Here is a 22,252-nt window from a genome sequence, read left to right on the forward strand (position 1 = left end):
GCTGATCGCCACTCCATAACAAGAAATTTCAGGCCGTTGCATGAGCCACGAATTGAATCAGCTGCGAAAGTTCGTTTCCCCCGAGATCATCTTCGGCGCCGGTTCCCGGCATAACGTCGGCAACTACGCCAAGACCTTCGGCGCACGCAAGGTGCTGATCGTCTCCGATCCCGGTGTGGTCGCCGCTGGCTGGGCCGGTGATGTCGAGGCCAGCCTGCAGGCCCAGGGTATCGCCTACTGCCTGTACACCAAGGTGTCGCCCAATCCGCGCGTGGAAGAGGTGATGGAGGGCGCTGAGCTGTATCGCAGCGAGGGCTGCAACGTCATCGTCGCGGTCGGTGGCGGCAGCCCGATGGACTGCGCCAAGGGCATCGGCATCGTGGTTGCCCATGGCCGCAGCATTCTCGAGTTCGAAGGCGTGGACACCATTCGTGTGCCCAGCCCGCCGCTGATCCTGATCCCGACCACCGCCGGCACGTCGGCCGATGTGTCGCAGTTCGTGATCATCTCCAATCAGCAGGAGCGGATGAAGTTTTCCATCGTCAGCAAGGCGGTGGTGCCGGACGTGTCGCTGATTGATCCAGAAACCACCCTGAGCATGGATCCGTTCCTCTCGGCCTGTACCGGCATCGACGCTATGGTGCACGCCATCGAGGCGTTCGTTTCCACCGGCCACGGCCCGCTGACCGACCCGCACGCGCTGGAAGCCATGCGCCTGATCAACGGCAACCTGGTGCAGATGATCGCCAACCCGGGCGATATCGCCCTGCGCGAGAAGATCATGCTTGGCAGCATGCAGGCCGGCCTGGCTTTTTCCAACGCGATCCTCGGCGCAGTGCATGCCATGAGTCACAGCCTCGGTGGCTTTCTCGATCTGCCCCATGGCCTGTGCAACGCGGTGCTGGTCGAGCATGTGGTGGCGTTCAACTACAGCGCCGCGCCGGAGCGCTTCAAGGTCATTGCCGAGACCCTCGGCATCGATTGTCGCGGGCTCAACCACGCACAGATTCGCCAGCGTCTGGTCGAGCACCTGATCGCTTTCAAGCACGCCATGGGCTTCCGCGAGACGCTTGGCCTGCATGGGGTCAGCACCTCGGACATTCCGTTCCTGTCCAGCCATGCCATGGACGATCCGTGCATCCTCACCAACCCGCGCGAGTCGACCCAGCGCGATGTCGAGGTGGTCTATGGCGAGGCGCTCTGACGACGCGCTGGCCGGGCTGCTTGGGCTGAGCAGTCAGTCTGCGCGCAAGAGTCATTACCCGGAGCTGCTGGCGCGCCTGGAAGAGCTGGAAACCGAGCGTAACCGCTACAAATGGCTGTTCGAGCATGCTGTACATGGCATCTTCCAGGCCAGCCTGCAGCAAGGTGTGCTGGCGGCCAACCCGGCTATGGCGCGCATGCTTGGCTACGACGATCCACAGCAGGTGCTGTGGTCGCTGGGTGATTTGGGGCGGCACTTGTTCGTCGGCGGCTTCGAGGAACTGTTGCTGATTCGCCAGCGCCTCGACGAGGGTGGTGCACTGCTGGGTTACGAGACCTGCCTGCGCCGCAGGGACGGCAGCACTCTCGATGTGCTCATGAACCTGCTGCTCAAGCCAGGGGGCGATGGGGTGTTCGAAGGCTTCGTCGCCGATATCACCGAGCGCAAGCAGAACCAGCAGCGCCTGCAACAGCTCAATGACGAATTGGAGCGTCGCGTGGCGGCGCGCACCTTCGAGCTGCTGGAATCCAACCGAAACCTGCAGCGGCAGATCGAGGAGCGCGAGCGTATCGAGCTGGCCCTGCGCGAAGCGCGCGACGCGGCCGAGGCGGCCAACCGCAGCAAGGACAAATACCTGGCAGCCGCCAGCCACGACTTGTTGCAGCCACTGAATGCCGCGCGCCTGCTGATATCCACCTTGCGTGAGCGCGAGCTGCCCAGTGCCGAGCACAATCTGGTCGAACGCAGCCACCTGGCGCTGGAAGGGGCCGAGGATCTGCTGACCGACCTGCTGGACATTTCCAAGCTGGATCAGGCCGCGATCAAGCCCGATATCGATGTCTATCGGTTGGAAGAGCTTCTCGCGCCGCTGGCTTCGGAGTTCGATGGCGTGGCTGCAGCCAGTGGCTTGCAATTGCGCGCCCGTATTCGCCCCTGTGCGGTGCGTACCGATTTTCGTCTGCTCACGCGCATCCTGCGCAACTTCCTGAGCAATGCCTGTCGCTACACCGAGCGCGGCGGCGTGCTGCTCGGTGCGCGTCGTCGCGGTGCATTCCTCGATATCCAGGTCTGGGATACCGGGCGAGGCATTCTCGAGCAGCAGATGGACCGGATCTTCCTCGAATTCAACCAGCTGGACGTCGGCCGTGCTGCCGAGCGCAAGGGCGTCGGGCTGGGGCTGGCTATCGTCGAGCGCATCGCCCGCATGCTCGGCTATGCGGTGCAGGTGCGTTCGCAACCAGGTCGCGGCTCGCTGTTCGGCATCCGCGTGCCTCTGGCCGAGATGGAGCCGGTGCCGCCAGTCCTGCCGGCGATCAACCGGCCGGCGCTTGGCGACCCGTTACCCGGCCGGCGTCTGCTGGTAATCGATAACGAGACGGCGATCCTGCACAGCATGCAGGCGCTGCTGGGGCAGTGGGGCTGCGAGGTAAGCACGGCGACGGATCAGCAGGCGGCCCTGGAGGTGCTTGGCGATCGCACGCCGGAGCTGATCCTGGCCGATTACCACCTGGACGAGGGCGTCTTGGGCTGTGATGTGATCCGGGCCTTGCGCGCACACTTCGGTTGCGACATTCCGGCTGTGGTCATCAGCGCTGATCGCAGCGATGCCTGCCGGCACGATCTCAATGCCCTCGGCGTTCCGCTGCTGAACAAGCCGGTCAAGCCAGGCAAGTTGCGAGCCGTGATCAGCCAACTGTTGCAGGATGGCTGAATGGTTGTGGCGTCTGCTGAACCTGCTGCGTTATGACGATGTCTATTGGCTACCTCATGACCCCAGGAGATAACCACAATGACAACTCTCATGCGTCCTGCCATGCGTCGTCTGGCCGCTGTCACGGCATTGTTTCACCTGCTGTTGGTGGCGCAGATTCCGGCTGCGAATGCGGCCATGATCGGTACGCCGGAAATCATCGCCGAGCAACAGCATCAGGTGGATCAGAAACAACTGATGGCCATGCTTGATGACCAACAGGTTAAGGACAAACTGGTCGCCATGGGCGTGGATCGCGATCAGGTCGAATCGCGTATTGCCAGCCTGACGCCGGCCGAACTGGCGCAGTTCAACCAACAGCTCGATCAGGCACCTGCCGGTGCAGGTGTGGTGGGCATCATCGTGTTGTTTCTGGTGATCTTCATCATCACTGATATGCTGTGCGCCACCAACATCTTCAGTTTCGTCAAATGTATCAATCGCTGATTCGCCTCTGCTGCATCACATCCATCGCTCTACTCGCTGCCTGTGCCCGCTCTCCGGTGTTGTCACCGGAGGGCGCGAGCCTGCCTGAGCGGGTCGAATTGAGCGACGTTCCCTTCTACGCTCAGGACGCCTACCAGTGCGGGCCGGCGGCCTTGTCCACGATGCTCAACCAGCGTGGCGTGATGACCTCGCCGGGGCTGCTCAAGGATAAGGTCTATATCCCCGGTCGCGAGGGCAGTCTGCAGGTCGAGATGGTCGCCGCCGCGCGTAGCCATGAAATGCTGGTCTATCCGCTCGAGCCCAAGCTGGACGCCGTTCTGGCCGAAGTGGCGGCGGGAAACCCGGTTCTGGTGCTGCAGAACCTGGCTTTCGACTGGTATCCGCAGTGGCATTTTGCAGTGGTGGTGGGCTATGACCGCCGCGAGCGCGAACTCATGCTGCGTTCTGGCACGACGCGCCGTCTGGAAACCAGTTTCAACACCTTTGACCGAACCTGGGCTCGCGGTGGTCGCTGGGCCGTCGTGACGCTGCCACCGGATCGTCTGCCCGCCAAGGCCGACATGAGCACCTGGATGAAGGCGGCCAGCGATCTTGAGCAGACAGGCCAGGCCGCTGCCGCACGTCGTGCCTATCGCACCGCGACTGAGGCCTGGCCGAAGGCATCGCTGCCCTGGTTTGCCCTGAGCAACAGCCGTTATGCCGATGGTGACCACAAGGGCGCTGAGCAGGCGCTGCGTGAAAGCCTGCAGCGTGAACCGAGCTTCGCCGCTGGTTGGTTCAACCTCTCTCAGGTGCTCGCAGAGCAGGGCTGTGCGAGCGAAGCAGTGACGGCGCAAGCCTGTGCGCGCAAGCTGGCGCCTGGCGATGAACGTTTTGCTGCGCCACTGAAATCGACGCCTGGGGCAGGGCAGTGTCGGGTGTTGCCGAGCTGTCCATGATGCAAATGAAAACGGCGCCAGAGGGCGCCGTTTTCGTATCGAAATCCTTGCTCAGACCCCGAGCTTGTCACGCAGGCTGTAATACCAGGCGCCCATGGCTGTGAAGGGCACGCGCAACAGCTGGCCTCCAGGGAAGGGGTAGTGCGGCAGTTCGGCGAAGGCATCGAAACGTTCCGCCTGGCCACGTAGCGCTTCGGCCAGCACCTTGCCGGCCAGGTGCGTATAGGTCACGCCGTGGCCGCTGCAGCCCTGGGAGTAGTAGATGTTGTCGCCGATACGGCCAACCTGCGGCAGGCGCGACAGGGTCAGCAGGAAGTTGCCGGTCCAGGCGAAATCGATCTTCACGTCCTTCAACTGCGGGAAGGTCTTGAGCATTTTCGGCCGGATGATCGCCTCGATATTGGCTGGATCGCGCGCACCGTAGACCACGCCGCCGCCATAGATCAGGCGTTTGTCGCCGGTCAGGCGGTAGTAGTCGAGCAGGTAGTTGCAGTCTTCGACGCAGTAATCCTGCGGCAGCAGGCTGGCAGCCACTTCATCGCTCAGCGGCTCGGTGGTGATTACCTGAGTGCCGCAGGGCATGGACTTGGCGGCCAGCTCCGGCACCAGATTGCCCAGATAGGCATTGCCCGCCACCACCACGAACTTGGCCTTCACTCGGCCTTGTGGCGTATGCACGACCGGGTTGGCGCCGCGCTCGATACGAATTGCCGGGCACTGTTCATGGATCACGCCGCCCAGCGATTCGACGGCAGCGGCCTCGCCCAGCGCCAGATTGAGCGGATGGATGTGACCGCCGCTCATGTCCAGCATGCCGCCGATGTAGTTATCGGTAGCGACTACCTCACGGATACGTGCTGCATCCATCAGCTCCAGTTGGGTATGGCCGTAGCGCTCCCACAGTTTCTTCTGTGCTTCCAGGTGACCCATCTGCTTGGCAGTGAGGGCTGCAAATACGCCACCGTCCTTAAGGTCGCACTGGATGTCGTACTTGGCGATGCGCTCGCGGATGATACGACCACCTTCGAAGGCCATCTGTCCGAGCAGTTGCGCCTGCTTGGGGCCGACGCTGCGTTCGATCACGTCGATGTCGCGGCTGTAGCTGTTGACGATCTGGCCGCCGTTGCGCCCTGACGCACCGAAGCCGACCTTGGCTGCTTCGAGTACCGTGACCTTGAAGCCGTTCTCCAGCAGGAAGAGCGCGGTGGACAGGCCGGTATAGCCAGCACCGATAACGCAGATGTCAGTTTCGACCTCGCCTTGCAGGGCGGGGCGCTGTGGAGCCTGATTGGCCGATGCGGCGTAGTAGGACTGAGGGTATGCCGTGTGCGCCATTTTGAACCTCTGTTCTTTATTTTTTACGAATGGCCTGATGCTACCCGACTTGAAAATGGCCGGCTAGTGGACGTGCAAAATATTCAACGAAGGTCTCAAGATAAAAAATTGGACTATTTCAGTGAGTTAGCGAAAAACTTGTTGACGTCCAAAAAGATTTGCGTAGAATGCGCACCCATCGAAGGCACATAGCTCAGTTGGTTAGAGCACCACCTTGACATGGTGGGGGTCGTTGGTTCGAGTCCAATTGTGCCTACCAAATCGATAAAAAGGGTCGCTCAGGCGACCCTTTTTTGTTCCTGCGATTTAGTGGCTTTGGTTTTTTCGGGCGCTGTTGCAGGAAATTGCCTGATATTCGTATGGATGTCTTGTCAGAGGGCGGGGCTTTCTGGAAGCATCCGCAACCTTACTTCCAGTGACTTGGTTCGGTTCTGGTTGGCCCCTAGCAGGGCTCCTGCCATCGTTAGGCAGATACGCCGCCGAATCGCTTCCTGGCTCATCCCAACCCACGTGACCTTTGGTAGGGGTCACCACTAGGAGAGGAGGCGCCATGCCCATCATTACTCTTCCCGACGGTAGTCAGCGTTCGTTCGATCATCCGGTATCCGTGCTGGAGGTCGCTCAATCCATTGGTGCGGGCCTGGCCAAGGCCACGCTGGCCGGCAAGGTCGACGGCAAGCAGGTGGATGCCTGCGATGTGATCGATCACGACGCCACCCTGCAGATCATTACGCCGAAGGACGAAGAGGGGCTGGAAATCATTCGCCACTCCTGTGCGCACTTGGTTGGGCATGCGGTCAAGCAGCTCTATCCGGATGCCAAGATGGTGATCGGCCCGGTCATCGAAGAAGGCTTCTATTACGATATCGCCATCGGTCGTCCTTTCACGCCTGAGGACATGGCGGCCATCGAACAGCGCATGAAAGAGCTGATCGACAAGGACTACGACGTCATCAAGAAAATGACGCCGCGTGCCGAGGTCATCGAGGTCTTCAAAGCGCGCGGTGAAGAGTACAAGTTGCGCCTGATCGATGACATGCCGGATGCGCAGGCCATGGGGCTGTACTACCACGAAGAATACGTGGACATGTGCCGTGGCCCGCACGTGCCCAATACTCGCTTCCTCAAGGCATTCAAACTGACTCGTATTTCCGGCGCCTACTGGCGCGGCGATTCGAAAAATGAGCAGTTGCAGCGCATCTATGGCACGGCCTGGGCCGACAAGAAGCAGCTGGCTGCTTACATTCAGCGCATCGAAGAGGCTGAAAAGCGCGATCACCGCCGCATCGGTAAGCAGCTCGACCTGTTCCATCTGCAGGAAGAGGCACCGGGCATGGTGTTCTGGCATCCGAACGGTTGGACTGTCTACCAGGTGCTAGAGCAGTACATGCGCCAGGTGCAGCGCGAGCACGGTTATGTCGAAGTGCGTACGCCGCAGGTCGTCGACCGCATCCTCTGGGAGCGCTCGGGGCACTGGTCCAACTACGCCGAGAACATGTTCACCACTGCCTCGGAAAACCGCGACTACGCCGTCAAGCCGATGAACTGCCCGTGCCATGTGCAGATCTTCAATCAGGGGCTGAAGTCCTATCGTGATCTGCCGCTGCGTCTGGCCGAGTTCGGTGCCTGCCACCGTAACGAGCCGTCCGGTGCGTTGCACGGCATCATGCGTGTGCGCGGCTTCGTGCAGGATGATGCGCACATCTTCTGTACCGAAGAGCAGGTAAAGAAGGAGGCGGCAGACTTCATCAAGCTGACGCTGCAGGTTTATCGTGACTTCGGCTTCACTGATGTCTCCATGAAGCTGTCTACTCGCCCTGCCAAGCGCGTGGGCTCCGAGGAGCTTTGGGATCGCGCTGAAGGGGCGCTGGCCGACGCGCTCAATGAATCCGGTCTGGCTTGGGAATATCAGCCTGGCGAAGGTGCGTTCTACGGGCCGAAGATCGAGTTCACTCTCAAGGATTGCCTGGGGCGTAACTGGCAGTGTGGTACGCTGCAGTATGACCCGAACCTGCCGGAGCGGCTGGAGGCCAGCTACATCGCCGAGGACAACAATCGCAAGCGTCCGGTCATGCTGCACCGTGCGATTCTCGGATCCTTCGAGCGCTTCATCGGCATGCTGATCGAACACTATGCTGGTTCTTTCCCGGCCTGGCTCGCGCCGACTCAGGCGGTGATCATGAATATCACCGACAAACAGGCCGATTTTGCCCGTGAAGTCGAGAAAACTCTCAATCAAAGCGGATTCCGTGCCAAGGCCGACTTGAGAAACGAGAAGATCGGCTTTAAAATCCGCGAGCATACCTTGCTCAAGGTTCCCTATCTCTTGGTTATTGGAGATCGGGAAGTCGAGACTCGATCCGTTGCTGTCCGTACTCGCGAAGGCGTCGATCTGGGCTCTCTGCCCATCGAGCAGTTCGCTGAGCAGTTGCAGCAAGCGGTTTCCCGGCGTGGTCGCCAAGATTTGGAGTAATAACTATTAAGCGTGAAATGAGACAGGACAAGCGGGCCGCCCCCAAGGCGCCTATCAACGAGAACATTACCGCTCGTGAAGTGCGCCTGATTGGCGCCGATGGCGAGCAGATTGGTATTGTTTCGATCGATGAGGCATTGCGCGTGGCTGAAGAAGCCAAGCTGGATCTGGTAGAGATCTCAGCTGATGCAGTACCGCCAGTTTGCCGCATCATGGACTACGGCAAGCACCTGTTCGAGAAGAAGAAGCAGGCTGCGATTGCCAAGAAGAATCAGCATCAGCAGCAGATCAAAGAGATCAAGTTTCGTCCAGGGACGGAGGAAGGGGATTATCAGGTAAAACTACGCAACCTGATACGTTTCCTTGAAGATGGGGACAAGGCCAAGGTATCGCTTCGATTCCGCGGTCGTGAGATGGCTCACCAGGAGCTGGGTATGGAGCTGCTCAAGCGGGTCGAACAAGACCTGATCGAGCTTGGCACCGTCGAACAGCATCCTAAGCTGGAAGGACGCCAGCTGATGATGGTCATCGCTCCCAAGAAGCGTAAATAACCTCCCGGGCACTGGCAGGCCTGATGGTTATCAGTTGTTAATGAATGCGGAGTACTAAACATGCCAAAAATGAAAACCAAGAGCGGTGCTGCAAAGCGCTTCCTGAAGACTGCTTCGGGCTATAAGCACAAGCACGCTTTCAAGAGCCACATCCTGACCAAGATGTCCACCAAGCGTAAGCGTCAACTGCGCGGTAGCGAGCTGATGCATCCGTCGGACAAGGCAAAAGTCGAGCGCATGCTGCGCGTTCGTTAATCGGTCAAGATACTTAGAGGTTAATACTCATGGCTCGTGTTAAGCGTGGCGTCATCGCCCGTGCTCGTCACAAGAAAATTCTGAAGCTCGCCAAGGGCTACTACGGCGCACGTTCGCGCGTGTTCCGCGTCGCCAAGCAGGCGGTGATCAAGGCTGGCCAATATGCCTACCGTGACCGTCGTCAGCGCAAGCGTCAGTTCCGCGCTCTGTGGATCGCTCGTATCAACGCTGGCGCTCGCGTCAACGGCCTGTCCTACAGCCGTCTGATCGCTGGTCTGAAAAAGGCCTCGATCGAGATCGACCGTAAGGTTCTGGCTGATCTGGCTGTGAACGAAAAAGCGGCGTTTGCTGCGATTGTCGAGAAGGCCAAGGCCGTTCTGGCTTAAGTCCCCCGACAATCACCGGGTTCGCCCGGTGGCAACGTCAAAGATAGGGGAAGAGCCTTAACAGCTCTTCCCCTATTTCGTATCTGGAGTCTGTAAATGGAAAATCTGGATGCATTGGTCTCCCAAGCGCTCGAGGCCGTGCAACAAAGCGAAGATATCAATGCCCTGGAACAGCTCCGGGTTCAGTACCTCGGCAAGAAGGGCGAACTGACCGCCCTGATGCAGACTCTGGGCAAGCTGTCGGCTGAGGAGCGTCCGCAAGCCGGTGCGTTGATCAACGCCGCCAAGAATCAGGTGCAAGACGCCCTCAACGCCCGCAAATCCGTGCTTGAGCAAGCCTTGCTCGCCGAGAAGCTGGCTTCCGAGCGTATCGATGTGACCCTGCCGGGACGCGGCCAGACCTCTGGTGGTCTGCACCCGGTGACCCGCACGCTCGAGCGTGTCGAACAATTCTTCACCCATATCGGTTTCAGCGTTGCCGAAGGTCCTGAAGTCGAAGACGACTACCACAACTTCGAAGCGCTCAATATCCCCGGCCACCACCCGGCGCGGGCGATGCATGACACCTTCTATTTCAATGCGAACATGTTGCTGCGCACCCACACCTCGCCGGTGCAGGTGCGCACCATGGAATCGCAACAGCCGCCGATCCGCATCGTCTGCCCTGGTCGTGTCTATCGTTGCGACTCCGATATTACCCACTCACCGATGTTTCATCAGGTCGAAGGTCTGTTGGTCGATGAGGACATCAGTTTCGCTGACCTCAAGGGCACCATCGAAGAGTTCCTTCGCGTGTTCTTCGAGAAACCGCTTGGTGTGCGTTTCCGTCCATCCTTCTTCCCCTTCACCGAGCCCTCGGCTGAAGTCGATATGCAGTGCGTGATGTGCTCCGGCAAGGGCTGTCGCGTGTGCAAGCAGACTGGCTGGCTGGAGGTGATGGGCTGCGGCATGGTGCATCCGAACGTGCTGCGCATGAGTGGCATCGATCCGGAGAAATACTCCGGTTTCGCCTTCGGTATGGGGGTCGAGCGCCTTGCCATGCTGCGTTATGGCGTCAATGACTTGCGCCTGTTCTTCGATAACGACCTGCGGTTCCTGGCGCAATTTCGCTAGCAACCGCCCCTCGTGATCGAATTCGTTTAAGGAGAACAGACAACATGAAATTCAGTGAACAGTGGCTGCGCAGCTGGGTAAACCCCGACGTATCCCGCGAGGATCTGGTCGCGCGCCTGTCCATGGTCGGCCTTGAGGTCGATGCCGTGCAGCCGGTTGCCGGGGCTTTCAGTGGTGTGGTGGTCGGTGAGATTCTCAGTGCCGAGCAGCATCCGGATGCCGACAAATTGCGCGTATGCCAGGTGAGCAATGGCGCCGAGACCTTTCAGGTCGTGTGCGGCGCGCCGAATGCACGTGCCGGCATCAAGATTCCGTTCGCCATGATCGGTGCCGAACTGCCGGGCGACTTCAAGATCAAGAAGGCCAAGCTGCGCGGCGTGGAATCCCAGGGCATGCTGTGCTCGGCTTCCGAGCTGCAGATCAGCGAAGACAACAGCGGCCTGATGGAGCTGGCGGTAGACGCCCCGGTAGGCCAGGACATCCGTACCTACCTGAGTCTGGATGATGCCAGCATCGAGATCGGCCTTACCCCTAACCGTGGTGACTGCCTCTCGCTGGCCGGCCTGGCTCGGGAAGTCGGCGCCATGTACAGCGCTTCCGTTTCGCCAGTCGCTATCGACGTCGTTGCGCCTGTGCATGACGAAGTGCGCCCTGTCGAGGTGCACGCGCCCAAGGCCTGCCCGCGTTACCTCGGTCGCGTTGTACGCAACGTTGACCTGTCCTGTCCGACCCCGCTATGGATGGTCGAGCGCCTGCGTCGTTCCGATATCCGCAGTATCGATGCGGCGGTTGACATCACCAACTATGTGATGCTCGAGCTGGGCCAGCCAATGCACGCGTTCGATCTTGCCGAGATCAATGGCGGCATCCGTGTGCGTATGGCTGAAGAGGGCGAAAAGCTGGTGCTGCTCGACGGTCAGGAGGTCACCCTGCGTGCCGATACGCTGGTGATCGCTGATCATGGTCGTGCTCTGGCCATCGCTGGCGTGATGGGTGGTGAGCACAGCGGCGTGAGCGACAAGACCCGCGACCTGTTCCTGGAAAGCGCTTTCTTCGACAACATTGCTGTTGCCGGCAAGGCTCGCTCCTATGGCCTGCACACCGACTCCTCGCATCGCTTCGAGCGTGGTGTGGATTCGCAACTGGCGCGTCAGGCAATGGAGCGCGCGACTTCGCTGCTGCTGGAGATCGTTGGCGGTGAAGCCGGTCCGGTCATCGAAGTCAGCAGCGAGGCCGATCTGCCGAGCGTGGCGCCGATCACCCTGCGCGCCGAGCGTATCAGCCAGATGCTGGGCATGGACATGGACAGCGCTGAAGTCGAGCGTCTGCTCACCGCGCTGGGGCTGGGTGTCAGCGCTCAGGGCACCGGTCAGTGGCTGGTCAGCGTGCCGAGTCATCGTTTCGATATCAGCCTGGAAGTTGATCTGATCGAAGAGTTGGGCCGCCTGTATGGCTACAACCGCTTGCCGGTGCGTTACCCGCAAGCGCGTCTCGCGCCGCAGACCAAGGCTGAGGCGCGTGCCGAGCTGCCTGCGTTGCGCCGCCTGCTGGTTGCTCGTGGCTATCAGGAAGCAATCACCTATAGCTTCATCGATCCCAAGCTGTTCGAGCTGTTCACGCCGGGCGTCGAGCCGTTGCAACTGGCCAACCCGATATCCGCCGACATGGCTGCCATGCGTTCTTCGCTGTGGCCCGGCCTGGTCAGGGCGCTACAGCACAACCTCAACCGTCAGCAATCGCGCGTGCGCCTGTTCGAGAGCGGTCTGCGTTTCGTCGGGCAACTGGAAGGCCTGCAGCAGGAAGCCATGCTCGCTGGTGTGATCACCGGCAGCCGTCTACCTGAAGGCTGGGCCAACAGTCGCGAGAGTATCGACTTCTATGACCTCAAGGCCGACGTCGAAGCGCTGCTGGGGTATGCCGGCGCGGCCGATGCCTTCGGCTTCGTGCCGGGCGAGCATCCGGCTCTGCATCCAGGGCAGACTGCTCGCATCGAACGGGAAGGGCGCCTGGTTGGCTTCATAGGGGCTCTGCATCCTGAGTTGGCCAAGACATTGGGTCTCGATCAGCCGGTATTCCTCTTCGAACTGGTGCTTGCGGAAGTTGCTGCCGGTCGCATGCCGGCGTTCAGCGAGTTGTCGCGCTTCCCTGAAGTGCGCCGCGACCTGGCGCTGCTGGTCGACCGCGAACAACCGGCTGAGGCTGTGCTGGCGGCGATCCGAGAAACTGCAGGTGAATGGCTGACAGACCTCAAGCTATTTGACGTCTATCACGGTAAAGGCATTGATCCGCTTAGAAAAAGCCTTGCCGTCGGCTTGACCTGGCAACATCCATCGCGCACTCTTAACGACGATGAGGTGAGTACTACCACGCAAAATATCCTCACCTGCCTCGAACAAAGGTTCAACGCCACGTTAAGGAAGTAGCGTATGGGGGCTCTGACGAAAGCTGAAATGGCGGAACGTCTGTATGAAGAGCTCGGCCTGAACAAACGGGAAGCCAAGGAGCTGGTGGAGCTGTTTTTTGAAGAGATCCGCCAGGCTCTTGAGCTGAACGAACAGGTCAAGCTGTCCGGGTTCGGCAACTTCGACTTGCGCGACAAGCGCCAGCGACCCGGCCGTAACCCGAAAACAGGGGAAGAGATTCCAATCACGGCCCGCCGTGTGGTCACTTTTCGTCCAGGGCAAAAATTGAAAGCCAGGGTCGAGGCCTATGCTGGAACCAAGTCATAACGACGAACTACCGGCAATTCCCGGCAAGCGTTACTTCACCATCGGTGAAGTGAGTGAGCTCTGCGCGGTCAAGCCTCACGTTCTACGTTACTGGGAACAGGAATTCCCGCAGTTGAACCCGGTAAAGCGGCGGGGTAACCGTCGCTACTACCAGCGTCAGGATGTGCTTATGATTCGGCAAATCCGGGCGCTTCTGTACGATCAGGGTTTCACCATCGGTGGCGCGCGTCAGCGACTTTCTGGTGATGAAGCCAAGGACGACACTACCCAGTACCGTCAATTGATCAAGCAGATGATCGCTGAGCTTGAAGATGTTTTGCAGGTTCTACGTAAATAAGGCGGAAGAAAAAGTTGCCTTATTTCAAAAGCTTAATGTATAGTTCTCTCCGCTTTCGGTCATACGGAAGCATCGTCGGGGCGTAGCGCAGCCCGGTAGCGCACTTGCATGGGGTGCAAGGGGTCGAGTGTTCGAATCACTCCGTCCCGACCAAAAATCCCTAGAAAATCCAATCACTTAGCGGTGGTTGGATTTTTTATGTCCGGTGATTTTTGGGCGTCCCCGAATTTTGCCCCACTTTTTGCCCCACCGGTGTTTTTTGCTGCAATCTGCCGAGTGAGGGGCTATCAACCAACTGTTCCTGTGGGGCTTCGATTCTGCTGGCCGACGGAGCGATGCTTGACTTCAGCTTTGCCGAGGCCGCCTGCGCTCATCGAGCACGCAAATCTACGAGATGACGGGCTCTAGAAATCCCTGGCCGATGCACTTTGGAGCAAACCTCCGGCACTGGTGCCTGAGGGCTGGACTCATAAGGTGAAGTGCCGCTCTAGCGAGCTGTTGAGTGCGCCACTCTTCTTTCTGATAGCTACCAAACGCATCCACTTGAGTTGCATTGAGCCTCGGCAAAACCGGAAGCTTGAGTGAGTCCTGGCCCCTCGTGCCATGACAGCCTTCCAACAGGAGTTACTATGACCCGTCTCCGCTTTATCCCCAGTCAACTGACACGTTTCCCACATACGAACGAAGCGCTACTCGCCATTGCCCTTTGGCCTGTGCTGTTCGCGGTCGGCTGCTGGCAAACGCCACAGATCGCCCAGTTCCTGAGCGCTCAAGGGCTTGAGATCAGCTCGTTGCAGGTTTTTCTGGCAGGCTTTGGGGCCTACCTGTTTTTGCTCGGTAAGCACCGAATATTCAACCGCCGCCATTTCGTGCGCCACGCACTCGAGATTGCCTGGCACCGCCGGTTGTGCGAGGTTGAGCAGGAGATAGTTGCCGCAGGCCAGGCTGGTACCGATGCGCACAAGGCTGTGATGAGCGAGATAGTGCAGCTTCGCAAGGGACTGGGTTTCCTGATCGACGCGGACAACTTCTATCGCAAGCTGAGAATCTTGATCAATGTGATGAGCTGGCTGCGCAGCAAGCTCAAATAACTCAAGTCTTCCGCCGGCACAACACAGTCTGGGTTCGCAGCACTGAACCCGGCTTCTACCGTACCTGATCAGGCAGCTCAATCACGACCATGACAACCGAGCTAAACACTCACGACATCAGACGACTCACCCGTCTCGCACTGCCTGCTGACGATGGATACATCTACCGACTAGGCGTCGCGCTGTATGGCTTTGCTTCGCTGAGCAGCTTTATGGCCGAAGTCGCCCACCATATGGATCCGCGCGTAGATCGTACGGAGCTTCAAGCAAAAAACGGCGGCGAAATATTAGACGGTTTCCGCGCTAGCCTTAAAAAGGCCAGGAAAACACTGTCGGCGGTGGGGCCTATTGGCAGGGTCGCCGCCGACATGTTCGAGGCGCTGAACACTAGGCGATCAGACATCGTGCATGCCGACCCGATCACAGACGAGGCCAACCAGCAAATACTGCACCGTCGATTGGACAAGAAAAATCGATACTTCGACGTCACCAATGGACTGTTGGACGAGTTCATCAGCAAGCTTGATGAGGTGAGCCTCAAGCTCTACGACATCCGCGATATCGTGAAGCCGGAGCTCGGCAACTGATCACCGAGAACAGCAGAACGAAGGTCGTTCGGGAATGCAACCAGCTGCCATAACTCGCCCCGTCACCACCTACCGACTGCAGCGGTAGGTTTGGACTGACGTAACTGCAACCTGGCAACGAAGAAATGAGAATTAAAACTGAAGGGAGGTGCAGCTACCACCGAGGTACGTTCAAATTAACGGCGCGGAAGGGATCGCATGTGCATGCACACGGTCTCCCACTGCCCGAACCGGAAACGGTTGTACTGGCGAACCAGGACAACTTTTCCATGATTGTTCATGGCGTATTCTCCATCTGATCTCAGCGGGCCGCTGATAGCCTTTACACCACGTGCAAAGCGAGCAGATGAATGACAGGCAGGAAGGAGAGTCCTTGGGTGGTAGCTGCAGGCGCAATGCTATCAGTGCAGTCTGGGCCTGGAAAGCCCAGCGAAAGGGTAAAACGATTCACTCTCGGCGCATTCTCAGCAAATGAGTCCCTGGAGTAGTCGTCGATCTGAAAAAAACGCTGCAAGCGGCCACGCAAGTCGTCCCCATGCCCTGGCTCAAGATATAAGCGAGCGCTACCCCATCATCTTGTCGTAATGCTCCTGAAATTCCGTTCTGACAAACACCTGGCGGAAGCGCTCGACGTAGACCGCCGGGTCGATCTCACCAAAATCGGTGATGTTCACGGCATCAGCATGGGACTCGCGGTTGATGTAGCGGTACAACGAGCGGAACTGGGGATCTTCGTCGCTCAGGTCTTCGAGCGCCTTGGCAAGCCTGTCCTGGCGGTGCACGAACGTGAAGTAGTACTCTAGAATATTTCGCATCATGTTCGGGATGACGGTGGCCGAGGTGCGGCCACTCAAGGCGTCCTTGATAGCCTGCCAGAAAGACTGGTAGTCGTTCTGGATCTCCTTGGGCTGCATCGCAATCACTGCGCTGTAATCGGCCTTGGTGATCCGGAATAGGGCCAACTGGCCTTCCTGTTGTCCACCGCTACCCCGGCCACGTCCTCCGTCTTCGTTCATGAGCTTGACCATCTCGTGAAAGAAAAACAGGTTGTGGGTCAGGATGATCACCTGCTTGAAGCGGGTACTCGGGCTGATTACATGGCGCTTTATCAGGGAGGCAATGTCATACACGTAATTGTGGGACAAGCTTGAAATAGGATCATCGATCACGATGATGCGGTCGCTGATCAACCTTCCCGCCGTCGCGTTCAGCTCTCCATTGCAGACTTCCAGAAAGTACAAAAATGAGATGAGTGTTTTCTCGCCCTCACTCAGCGTTCTGAACACACCCGCGCGTTGCTCGGGGCGCTGCAACCTGTATTGAGGAACATCTCCTTCCTCCTTGGTCAACTCAAAACCTTTGAGGCCGAGTATGCGCAACCAGTGGTTGATGTTATCAACCGACTGGTCGATATTCGTGATGGCTGCCCTGGACTGGGCGATGATTTCGAGTTCAGCCCTGGCCTTGACCCGTAGCGCCTCAATGTTGTCCTTGGCTTTTTGCTGAGCCAAGGCTAGCTCCTGATCCTCTTGAGCATAATGATCCAGCAATGCGCTTGCTGAAGTCCTGAGCACGCCCCAGAACCGCTCTTTGATCTGGGCCAGATGAATCTGCTTGTTCTTGATCTTGAGGTTGAAGGCGTCGATTTTTTCTTGCTCGACCGCAATGCAGTCATTCAAGGCTTCAATCAACCCAACGCTAGACTCGAGCTCAACCACAATCGACGGGCTTGCTACCTTTTTTTCGATAGTCTGAGCGTTGCGCTGAAGGGCTGCAGTTAGGTTAGCGATAGCCAGTTGAAACGATGGTTTCTGGTAGCTCGGGCTACTCAGGCGCTGCAGCGTTTGCTCGACAGCGCCGGCGTAACTGCGTTGCAGGTTCGTCAGGTCACGTATGCGCTGCTCGTAGGTTTTATCGAAGATCTTGGCAATCTCTCCATGAAAACCTTCCGGTAGTGGCTGCTGACAGAAGGGGCATAAATCGCCATCGATGGAAGGGAAAGTCAGCGCATGCTGAATCCAGTCCGAATGGCCGAGCGCGTGTATGAGGCCTGCCAAATAGGAGTTATCTGTGCCCGTGATGATCTCCCTGAAAACAGGATTGGGCTCAAGCTCGGAGCCCGGGAACCCAACAAGCGAAATAGAGGGCAACTGTGCGTCCGTTGCCGCCTGAAGCTCAGCGGCCTCCGCCATCAACTCGGCAGTGGTGACGGTATCCGGTGCTTCAGGCGTAGCCTGGATCCTCTCCAGCAGACGATCCTTGGTATTCACACCTTGAAAACAGTAAGCCAAGGGTGAACCATCGAATGGTGTTTTGAGCTTCCACAGGCCGTCTTTCAGTGCCTGCTTCCCTGTCTCTCGGGCCGTCTTACTCGCTTTGCCCTTGGCCATCTCCTCCTCTTGCTGCGTTGACAGCAACTTGATTGCGGCCTGCGCTGCATTCAGAGCATTCTCGGCCTCGATGTTGCCGGCGTTGAGTGTAAACACCCCAGGTTGAGCTACGTCTTCGTGGAAGTTCATCTCCATGAAGGTGTGGTTGTAGACCAATATTTCACGCTCAGGATCAGCAGGCACCATGCTGCACCCCCGATAGCGCGCCTCACTTGGCGTTTGCAGGTAGTTGCCAATCGTGCTTTTACCCGTGCCATTTTGCCCGTAGAGCATGCTCACGCGCTTGAGAGGGCCAATGAGGGTCGGGGCGTTAGGGGAATAGCTTGATACGCCGTGTATAAGCAGATTCTCAATCACAAGGGCTGTTCGTGGCACACAGAAAATCCGAGATTAAGCCCCCTACCAAAAAATGCAATGTGCCACCGCAGAACTCATTCTGCCGCCAGCCCGCCAACACCGGCTCGGAGCCGGTGCTGTTTTATGCGTGGGTTATGTACTCAGTCCTCAGAGGATGCTTCTTTCCCAAGCTCCTTCTCGAAGCCATTAGCGATAAGCCTATCCATGGTCTCACGCTCTGTTAATTGCCAGTGAGCTGCCAGCTCTTTGAGCCTTTTATGATTTTCAAGCAGGATGCCCAAGTTCTTGTCCTTCCTTCCCATGGCTACACTTTTCTCTTTGCCCTCATGACGTTTCAGCTTTTTAATAACGGAGTGCTTCGAGATCCCGTTCTCAGTGAGTTGATCAAAGATTTCCAGAATATCTTCGTGCTTACTTGGTATCCGATCAAACCTGAAGAGGCCTTGGCAGTTCTGAATAATATAATTCCATGCGAGCTGCCTGCGTCTTTTTATATGTTCTTCTTCCTCAATAAGCCAGTTGAGTTCTTGGTCGGTTTTAAGATTGTTTTCCCATTTGGTTTTTAGATCTGCCAAGAGCGCTAGTTTTGTATGAGCGCTTGCGTCCATGTAGTCGAAGATCGATTGGATAGCGATGAAGCCGGATGCATTAGGGAGTCGTTGGATATCATGTTGATCGAATTGAGGTAGCTTTCCCTTAATCCATTTCATAACTCGAGATTGTTTCATCCAGTCCAAATGTTCTGGATGTGCTGTGCGCCTATGAAAAAGATTAATTATCTCAGAGGCAGTGCGGCCCTCCTCTCGCTCAGAGAGCTTGCGCATGAACCTGCCGATATCTTTAATAGCTTGCTCAGTGTGCCCGAAATTTTCCTTATCAAAGTTGGTTTCTTTCGTGAACTTCAAGTGAAGCCATGCAAAGTTGTAGAAGCGTATGTTGCTCTCTGGGAAATTAAATAACTCCTCGACGAAGCTCTTTCTGTTTTTTCGTGCGCTTGAGGAACCAATAATTAATTCATTATATTCCGTTGGAATATCAATCTTGGTTGTAGTTCCTTGTGGGTATATGTAATCGTCGCTCATAGCGTGAAACCTCGGCAGCATCTACGTTGAACCTAGGCATAACCTAGGTAGCTTCTAGGGGGCGATCAGAAGAATTTTTTAGCCTGAAACCTACGAAAAACGCAGGAAAGGGCCTAACGCAGCGAGTCATCGCCCGAATCTGAGAGCTCTTGCAGGGCTCTGCCTTCAGGATCGAATCGCACACGACCGATGCTGTGCTCCTTCAGAAGCGCAATGGTCGTGGATTGCCTAAGGTGTGGTGTTGGTCAGCGGACTTTACTAAGTCACCTATGTAGCTCCGCTTCCGCAGAGATAGGGCTTTGCTGTCAAACCACTCTTTGAATGGCAGATGCTGCTCTTTGGGGATGGGGCAGAGCAGCCGGATGTCAATATAGGTCAGTACAGGTGATGATGTCTAGCAGTGACTAGCGATGGGGGGCGTGTGCCTGTCTCATTATTTTTTACAAGTCCTGCCAATCCTCTGAACGTAATACAGGAGCACGTTCATGAGGATCATCCGTCTTAAAGAAGTCACCAACTCGACTGGCCTTGCTCGGTCGACTGTCTACAAGTACATCGCAGAAGGCACTTTCCCTAAACCAGTTCCGCTTGGCGACCGCTGCGTCGGATGGGTTGAGGGGGAGGTGCATGACTGGATCATGGCCAAGATTGAGGCTCGTGATCTGACTGTGGTAAGTGGGCAGACTATCGTTTGTTGAAAGCGTGAATTGAGGCCACGATCGGCTCGATAGCCGGTCGTGGCATTTATGCTGCTTGATAGCCAAATATTCTCAGCCAACTCCCTTTGTTTTATCCGCACAAAATCTCTCGGCTGGTGGGGGAGTCGTTTCTCTGATTTCCCTGTCTGGTCGAGGCATGGCTAAGCGACAGGATGCTTGTTCTAGTTATATACCTCATCAACCATACCCATAACACCATGATCCATAGTTACCAGCGCTGGCTGCACATGGGCATGACAGGGCACTGTTGCTGACCACACAGCAACAGCGCCAGCAGGCTTCCAGCAGTAAAAAAATAAAGATCTCGCACCTGGTATGTATTTCACAACCCAGGTGCAACACCATGAACCATCGTCAGACATCCAAAACCATCTCGCAGTCCGATGTCGCACTCCAAATCGAAGACTTGGTTTGCGCGGTAGAGCGCAGCGAAGGGCTCGTGCAGTCGGTGACTGCCAGCGGCACGGTCATGCGTACCAAGCTCGCCCGGTACTTCGAAAACCTCGCTCAGATGCTGGAGTTGGTCAGCCATAACGATGACTACCACTACGGATCGTACCTGCGACTGTTCCAACAGGCGTGTTACGACGTCGGTGTGGAGCACAGTCCACTGGCAGGGATCATTTCCTTCGATGAAGAAATGTCCCAGTACCGTGACTACAGCGACACGCTTAATCGCTTGGCTGAGCGTATCCGCCAACTGACTCGTGAGAGCAGCTACCGTCGTCGTCTGCATGACTCGACGTATCAATGGCGTCAGCAGTCCCGTGAAGTGGCTGAATATGTTGACCAGGTACTGGATCGCTACGCCACGACCCTGGTGATCAGGGTCAATCTGTACTACCGCTCCGCTGCTAAGGCGAGGCTGAGGGTGGAGCATGTGTTTGCGGATTTGCACCGGCTGATCCGCTCGCGTGAGCGCAATCCGATCTTCGACCATGAGACTGGCTACATCTGTCGTGTAGAGCAGGGAAAGCGTCGTGGGTACCACATCCATGCGGCCTTTTTCTTCAATGGCGCTATGGTGCGCGGCGATATCTACAAGGCGCAGCAGATCGGTGCTATGTGGGAGCAGATCACCCGTAGTAGGGGGAGCTACGACAGCTGCAATCACGATAAGGCCCAGTACGGCGATAAGTGTGGGATTGGCATGATCCACCGCCGTGACGAGCAGGCTCGCGGCAATGTGCATTATGCGATGAAGTACCTGGTCAAGCGGTTTCAGCGCCTGAGCCTGCGGCCGAAGGGGGCGAAGTGCCTGCGCAAGGGGCAAGCAAAGACCGATTTTCAGGCTTGCTAAAGCGCTATCTGCAATGCGTTCAAGTTCATGCGATTTCAAACTGTTTAGCCGGGATGATTTTTTAATCGTGGGCTGTTAAGTGCTGAGAGACGCGGCTTGATCGCACGTATGGAAGAAGCTTGGTGTGGTGCTCTGGGGTTATCAATCAATCGATCAGGTCGGTTGGGTGGTGCACATGCCTGGAAACGCCGAGTACAGGATAGGCCGACATGCATCCCCGGGCTGGCTTGATCTGCTTCCAGAGCTTGTCTTCAGAGCAAGTTACCTTTGCAACTGTTACACCAAATCACCCGAGCGCCACAGCGGAGCTTCGGCTCAAGCAGATTATGAGTCGTAGCTCATTCGGGGTGGCAAAGCGCCACTTTTGTATGGACGGCATAATATTTTGCCGACAGACTGCTCAGCAGAACGCTGGCAGTCAGTGAAGGAGATGAGGTTTATGGATACCTATCACATCCCATTGGGCAGTCACCTCTACTCGCCTAGGTTTGGTTATGACCATCATGGAATCTACGTTGGGCTCGGGAAAGTGATTCATCACTCGGGTTGGAGTGAAGCATTCAAAAAAGGCCCTATTGAGTGCACGAGCATTGAAGATTTTTGTGCTGGGAATGGCTTCAAGATCAAGCTTTACGACTCAATAGTCTACTCACCACCTGAGATCGTCATGCGTGCACGCCGCAGGCTCAGAGCTGGTAATACCAAATACAATTTACTTTTTAGCAACTGTGAGCATTTCGCAACCTGGTGCGTGACAGGTATGGAATCTAGTGAGCAGGTGCAGGAGGCCGCCAAAAAAACTATCTCTGCTGGAGTAGCGACCTTTGCTGCGCGCAAGGCTACTCAGAAAACAACTGAGCATGTCATCGCACGGGCTGTTGGTAGGGCTGCCGTAGGGGGTTATGCCGGAGCCAAGGTGGGCACCCTGGCAGGAGGGGCTACTGTCGCTCTCACAGGCGCTGCAGGTGTGGCCATTGCACCAGCTTTGCCACTCGTCATAGCTGGTGCGGCGTTCGGTTCCTTACTTGGTTTTATCTTGGATGACTGAGTGCGCGAGCAATCCCTTCTACAAATATCGGCCGATACAGCTTTCAGTTTCTGAATCGCCCCGGATTTCCTGGGTACTCCAGGCTTTGGATATAGCGCTTTTCATGCTCCATTGGCGACCTATGAGGACGATACTGGCGAGGTGGACTTGATCTGCAACC

Annotated in this window: 20 protein-coding genes and 2 tRNA genes; 19 read left to right on the plus strand and 3 right to left on the minus strand. The window is 57.1% G+C overall.

The features are described from left to right. Positions 1-40: 40 nt before the first annotated feature. From ercA to VC352_RS19905, 4 genes are all read left to right on the plus strand, one after another. On the plus strand, positions 41-1,204 hold the full coding sequence (gene ercA, locus VC352_RS19890) for an alcohol dehydrogenase-like regulatory protein ErcA (protein ID WP_013716030.1): 1,164 nt from the start codon (positions 41-43) through the stop codon (positions 1,202-1,204). Next, positions 1,188-2,915: a NahK/ErcS family hybrid sensor histidine kinase/response regulator gene (locus tag VC352_RS19895; RefSeq protein WP_322981244.1), complete on the plus strand. Its 1,728-nt coding sequence runs from the start codon at positions 1,188-1,190 to the stop codon at positions 2,913-2,915. The genes ercA and VC352_RS19895 overlap by 17 nt, the downstream gene beginning before the upstream one ends. A 78-nt stretch (positions 2,916-2,993) precedes the next feature. Further along, positions 2,994-3,401, plus strand: a complete 408-nt coding sequence (locus tag VC352_RS19900) for a PA2779 family protein (RefSeq protein ID WP_416340213.1) — start codon at positions 2,994-2,996, stop codon at positions 3,399-3,401. Continuing rightward, positions 3,386-4,339 carry a PA2778 family cysteine peptidase gene (locus VC352_RS19905; RefSeq protein ID WP_322981245.1) on the plus strand — a complete coding sequence of 318 codons (954 nt, stop codon included), beginning with the start codon at positions 3,386-3,388 and terminating at the stop codon, positions 4,337-4,339. The genes VC352_RS19900 and VC352_RS19905 overlap by 16 nt, the downstream gene beginning before the upstream one ends. Before the next feature lie 51 nt (positions 4,340-4,390). Here the strand turns inward: VC352_RS19905 and VC352_RS19910 are convergent, their stop codons facing one another. Further along, entirely contained in the window at positions 4,391-5,674 is a 1,284-nt protein-coding gene (locus VC352_RS19910; protein WP_322981246.1) for an FAD-binding oxidoreductase, read from the minus strand. A gap of 182 nt (positions 5,675-5,856) precedes the next feature. On the opposite strand from VC352_RS19910, the gene VC352_RS19915 reads away from it, so the two are divergent. The 12 genes from VC352_RS19915 (at position 5,857) to VC352_RS19970 (ending at position 15,196) form a co-directional block, all read left to right on the plus strand. Then, positions 5,857-5,933 (plus strand) — tRNA-Val (locus tag VC352_RS19915). A 291-nt stretch (positions 5,934-6,224) separates the two neighbouring features. Then, positions 6,225-8,147 (plus strand): threonine--tRNA ligase, encoded by a 1,923-nt coding sequence (thrS, locus tag VC352_RS19920; protein ID WP_322981247.1) that lies wholly within the window; start codon positions 6,225-6,227, stop codon positions 8,145-8,147. Beyond that, positions 8,147-8,698, plus strand: coding sequence for a translation initiation factor IF-3 (gene infC, locus VC352_RS19925; RefSeq protein ID WP_322981283.1), 552 nt, complete (start codon positions 8,147-8,149; stop codon positions 8,696-8,698). Before thrS ends, infC begins: the two co-directional genes overlap by 1 nt. A gap of 60 nt (positions 8,699-8,758) precedes the next feature. Then, a complete protein-coding gene (gene rpmI / locus VC352_RS19930; protein ID WP_044401775.1) occupies positions 8,759-8,953 on the plus strand; it encodes a 50S ribosomal protein L35 in 195 nt (64 codons plus the stop codon). A 29-nt stretch (positions 8,954-8,982) separates the two neighbouring features. After that, positions 8,983-9,339 (plus strand): 50S ribosomal protein L20, encoded by a 357-nt coding sequence (gene rplT / locus VC352_RS19935; RefSeq protein WP_003243409.1) that lies wholly within the window; start codon positions 8,983-8,985, stop codon positions 9,337-9,339. Between the two features lie 96 nt (positions 9,340-9,435). Beyond that, positions 9,436-10,452, plus strand: coding sequence for a phenylalanine--tRNA ligase subunit alpha (gene pheS / locus VC352_RS19940; RefSeq protein ID WP_017363281.1), 1,017 nt, complete (start codon positions 9,436-9,438; stop codon positions 10,450-10,452). A 44-nt stretch (positions 10,453-10,496) separates the two neighbouring features. Continuing rightward, entirely contained in the window at positions 10,497-12,875 is a 2,379-nt protein-coding gene (pheT, locus tag VC352_RS19945; RefSeq protein WP_322981248.1) for a phenylalanine--tRNA ligase subunit beta, read from the plus strand. Positions 12,876-12,878: 3 nt separating this feature from the next. Beyond that, positions 12,879-13,181, plus strand: a complete 303-nt coding sequence (gene ihfA / locus VC352_RS19950; protein ID WP_003243414.1) for an integration host factor subunit alpha — start codon at positions 12,879-12,881, stop codon at positions 13,179-13,181. Continuing rightward, a complete protein-coding gene (locus VC352_RS19955) occupies positions 13,162-13,518 on the plus strand; it encodes a MerR family transcriptional regulator (RefSeq protein WP_160347875.1) in 357 nt (118 codons plus the stop codon). The genes ihfA and VC352_RS19955 overlap by 20 nt, the downstream gene beginning before the upstream one ends. Before the next feature lie 76 nt (positions 13,519-13,594). After that, positions 13,595-13,671: transfer RNA gene (locus tag VC352_RS19960), tRNA-Pro, on the plus strand. A 476-nt stretch (positions 13,672-14,147) separates the two neighbouring features. Further along, on the plus strand, positions 14,148-14,609 hold the full coding sequence (locus VC352_RS19965) for a hypothetical protein (RefSeq protein ID WP_322981249.1): 462 nt from the start codon (positions 14,148-14,150) through the stop codon (positions 14,607-14,609). A 212-nt stretch (positions 14,610-14,821) separates the two neighbouring features. Beyond that, positions 14,822-15,196 carry a hypothetical protein gene (locus VC352_RS19970; protein ID WP_322981250.1) on the plus strand — a complete coding sequence of 125 codons (375 nt, stop codon included), beginning with the start codon at positions 14,822-14,824 and terminating at the stop codon, positions 15,194-15,196. A 563-nt stretch (positions 15,197-15,759) separates the two neighbouring features. Here VC352_RS19970 and VC352_RS19975 read toward each other — a convergent pair. Then, a complete protein-coding gene (locus tag VC352_RS19975) occupies positions 15,760-17,943 on the minus strand; it encodes an AAA family ATPase (protein ID WP_322981251.1) in 2,184 nt (727 codons plus the stop codon). Between the two features lie 140 nt (positions 17,944-18,083). Next, the gene (locus VC352_RS19980) at positions 18,084-19,025 is read right to left on the minus strand and encodes a hypothetical protein (protein ID WP_322981252.1); all 942 of its coding nucleotides are present in this window, start codon (positions 19,023-19,025) and stop codon (positions 18,084-18,086) included. 485 nt (positions 19,026-19,510) lie between these two features. On the opposite strand from VC352_RS19980, the gene VC352_RS19985 reads away from it, so the two are divergent. The 3 genes from VC352_RS19985 (at position 19,511) to VC352_RS19995 (ending at position 22,092) form a co-directional block, all read left to right on the plus strand. Then, entirely contained in the window at positions 19,511-19,723 is a 213-nt protein-coding gene (locus tag VC352_RS19985; RefSeq protein WP_322981253.1) for an AlpA family transcriptional regulator, read from the plus strand. A 364-nt stretch (positions 19,724-20,087) separates the two neighbouring features. Next, positions 20,088-21,044, plus strand: coding sequence for a YagK/YfjJ domain-containing protein (locus tag VC352_RS19990; RefSeq protein ID WP_322981254.1), 957 nt, complete (start codon positions 20,088-20,090; stop codon positions 21,042-21,044). A gap of 439 nt (positions 21,045-21,483) precedes the next feature. Beyond that, entirely contained in the window at positions 21,484-22,092 is a 609-nt protein-coding gene (locus VC352_RS19995) for a lecithin retinol acyltransferase family protein (protein ID WP_158704716.1), read from the plus strand. The last annotated feature ends 160 nt before the right edge of the window (positions 22,093-22,252 follow it).

The sequence above is a fragment of the Pseudomonas sp. C11 genome, assembly GCF_034683865.1.
GTDB lineage: Bacteria > Pseudomonadota > Gammaproteobacteria > Pseudomonadales > Pseudomonadaceae > Aquipseudomonas.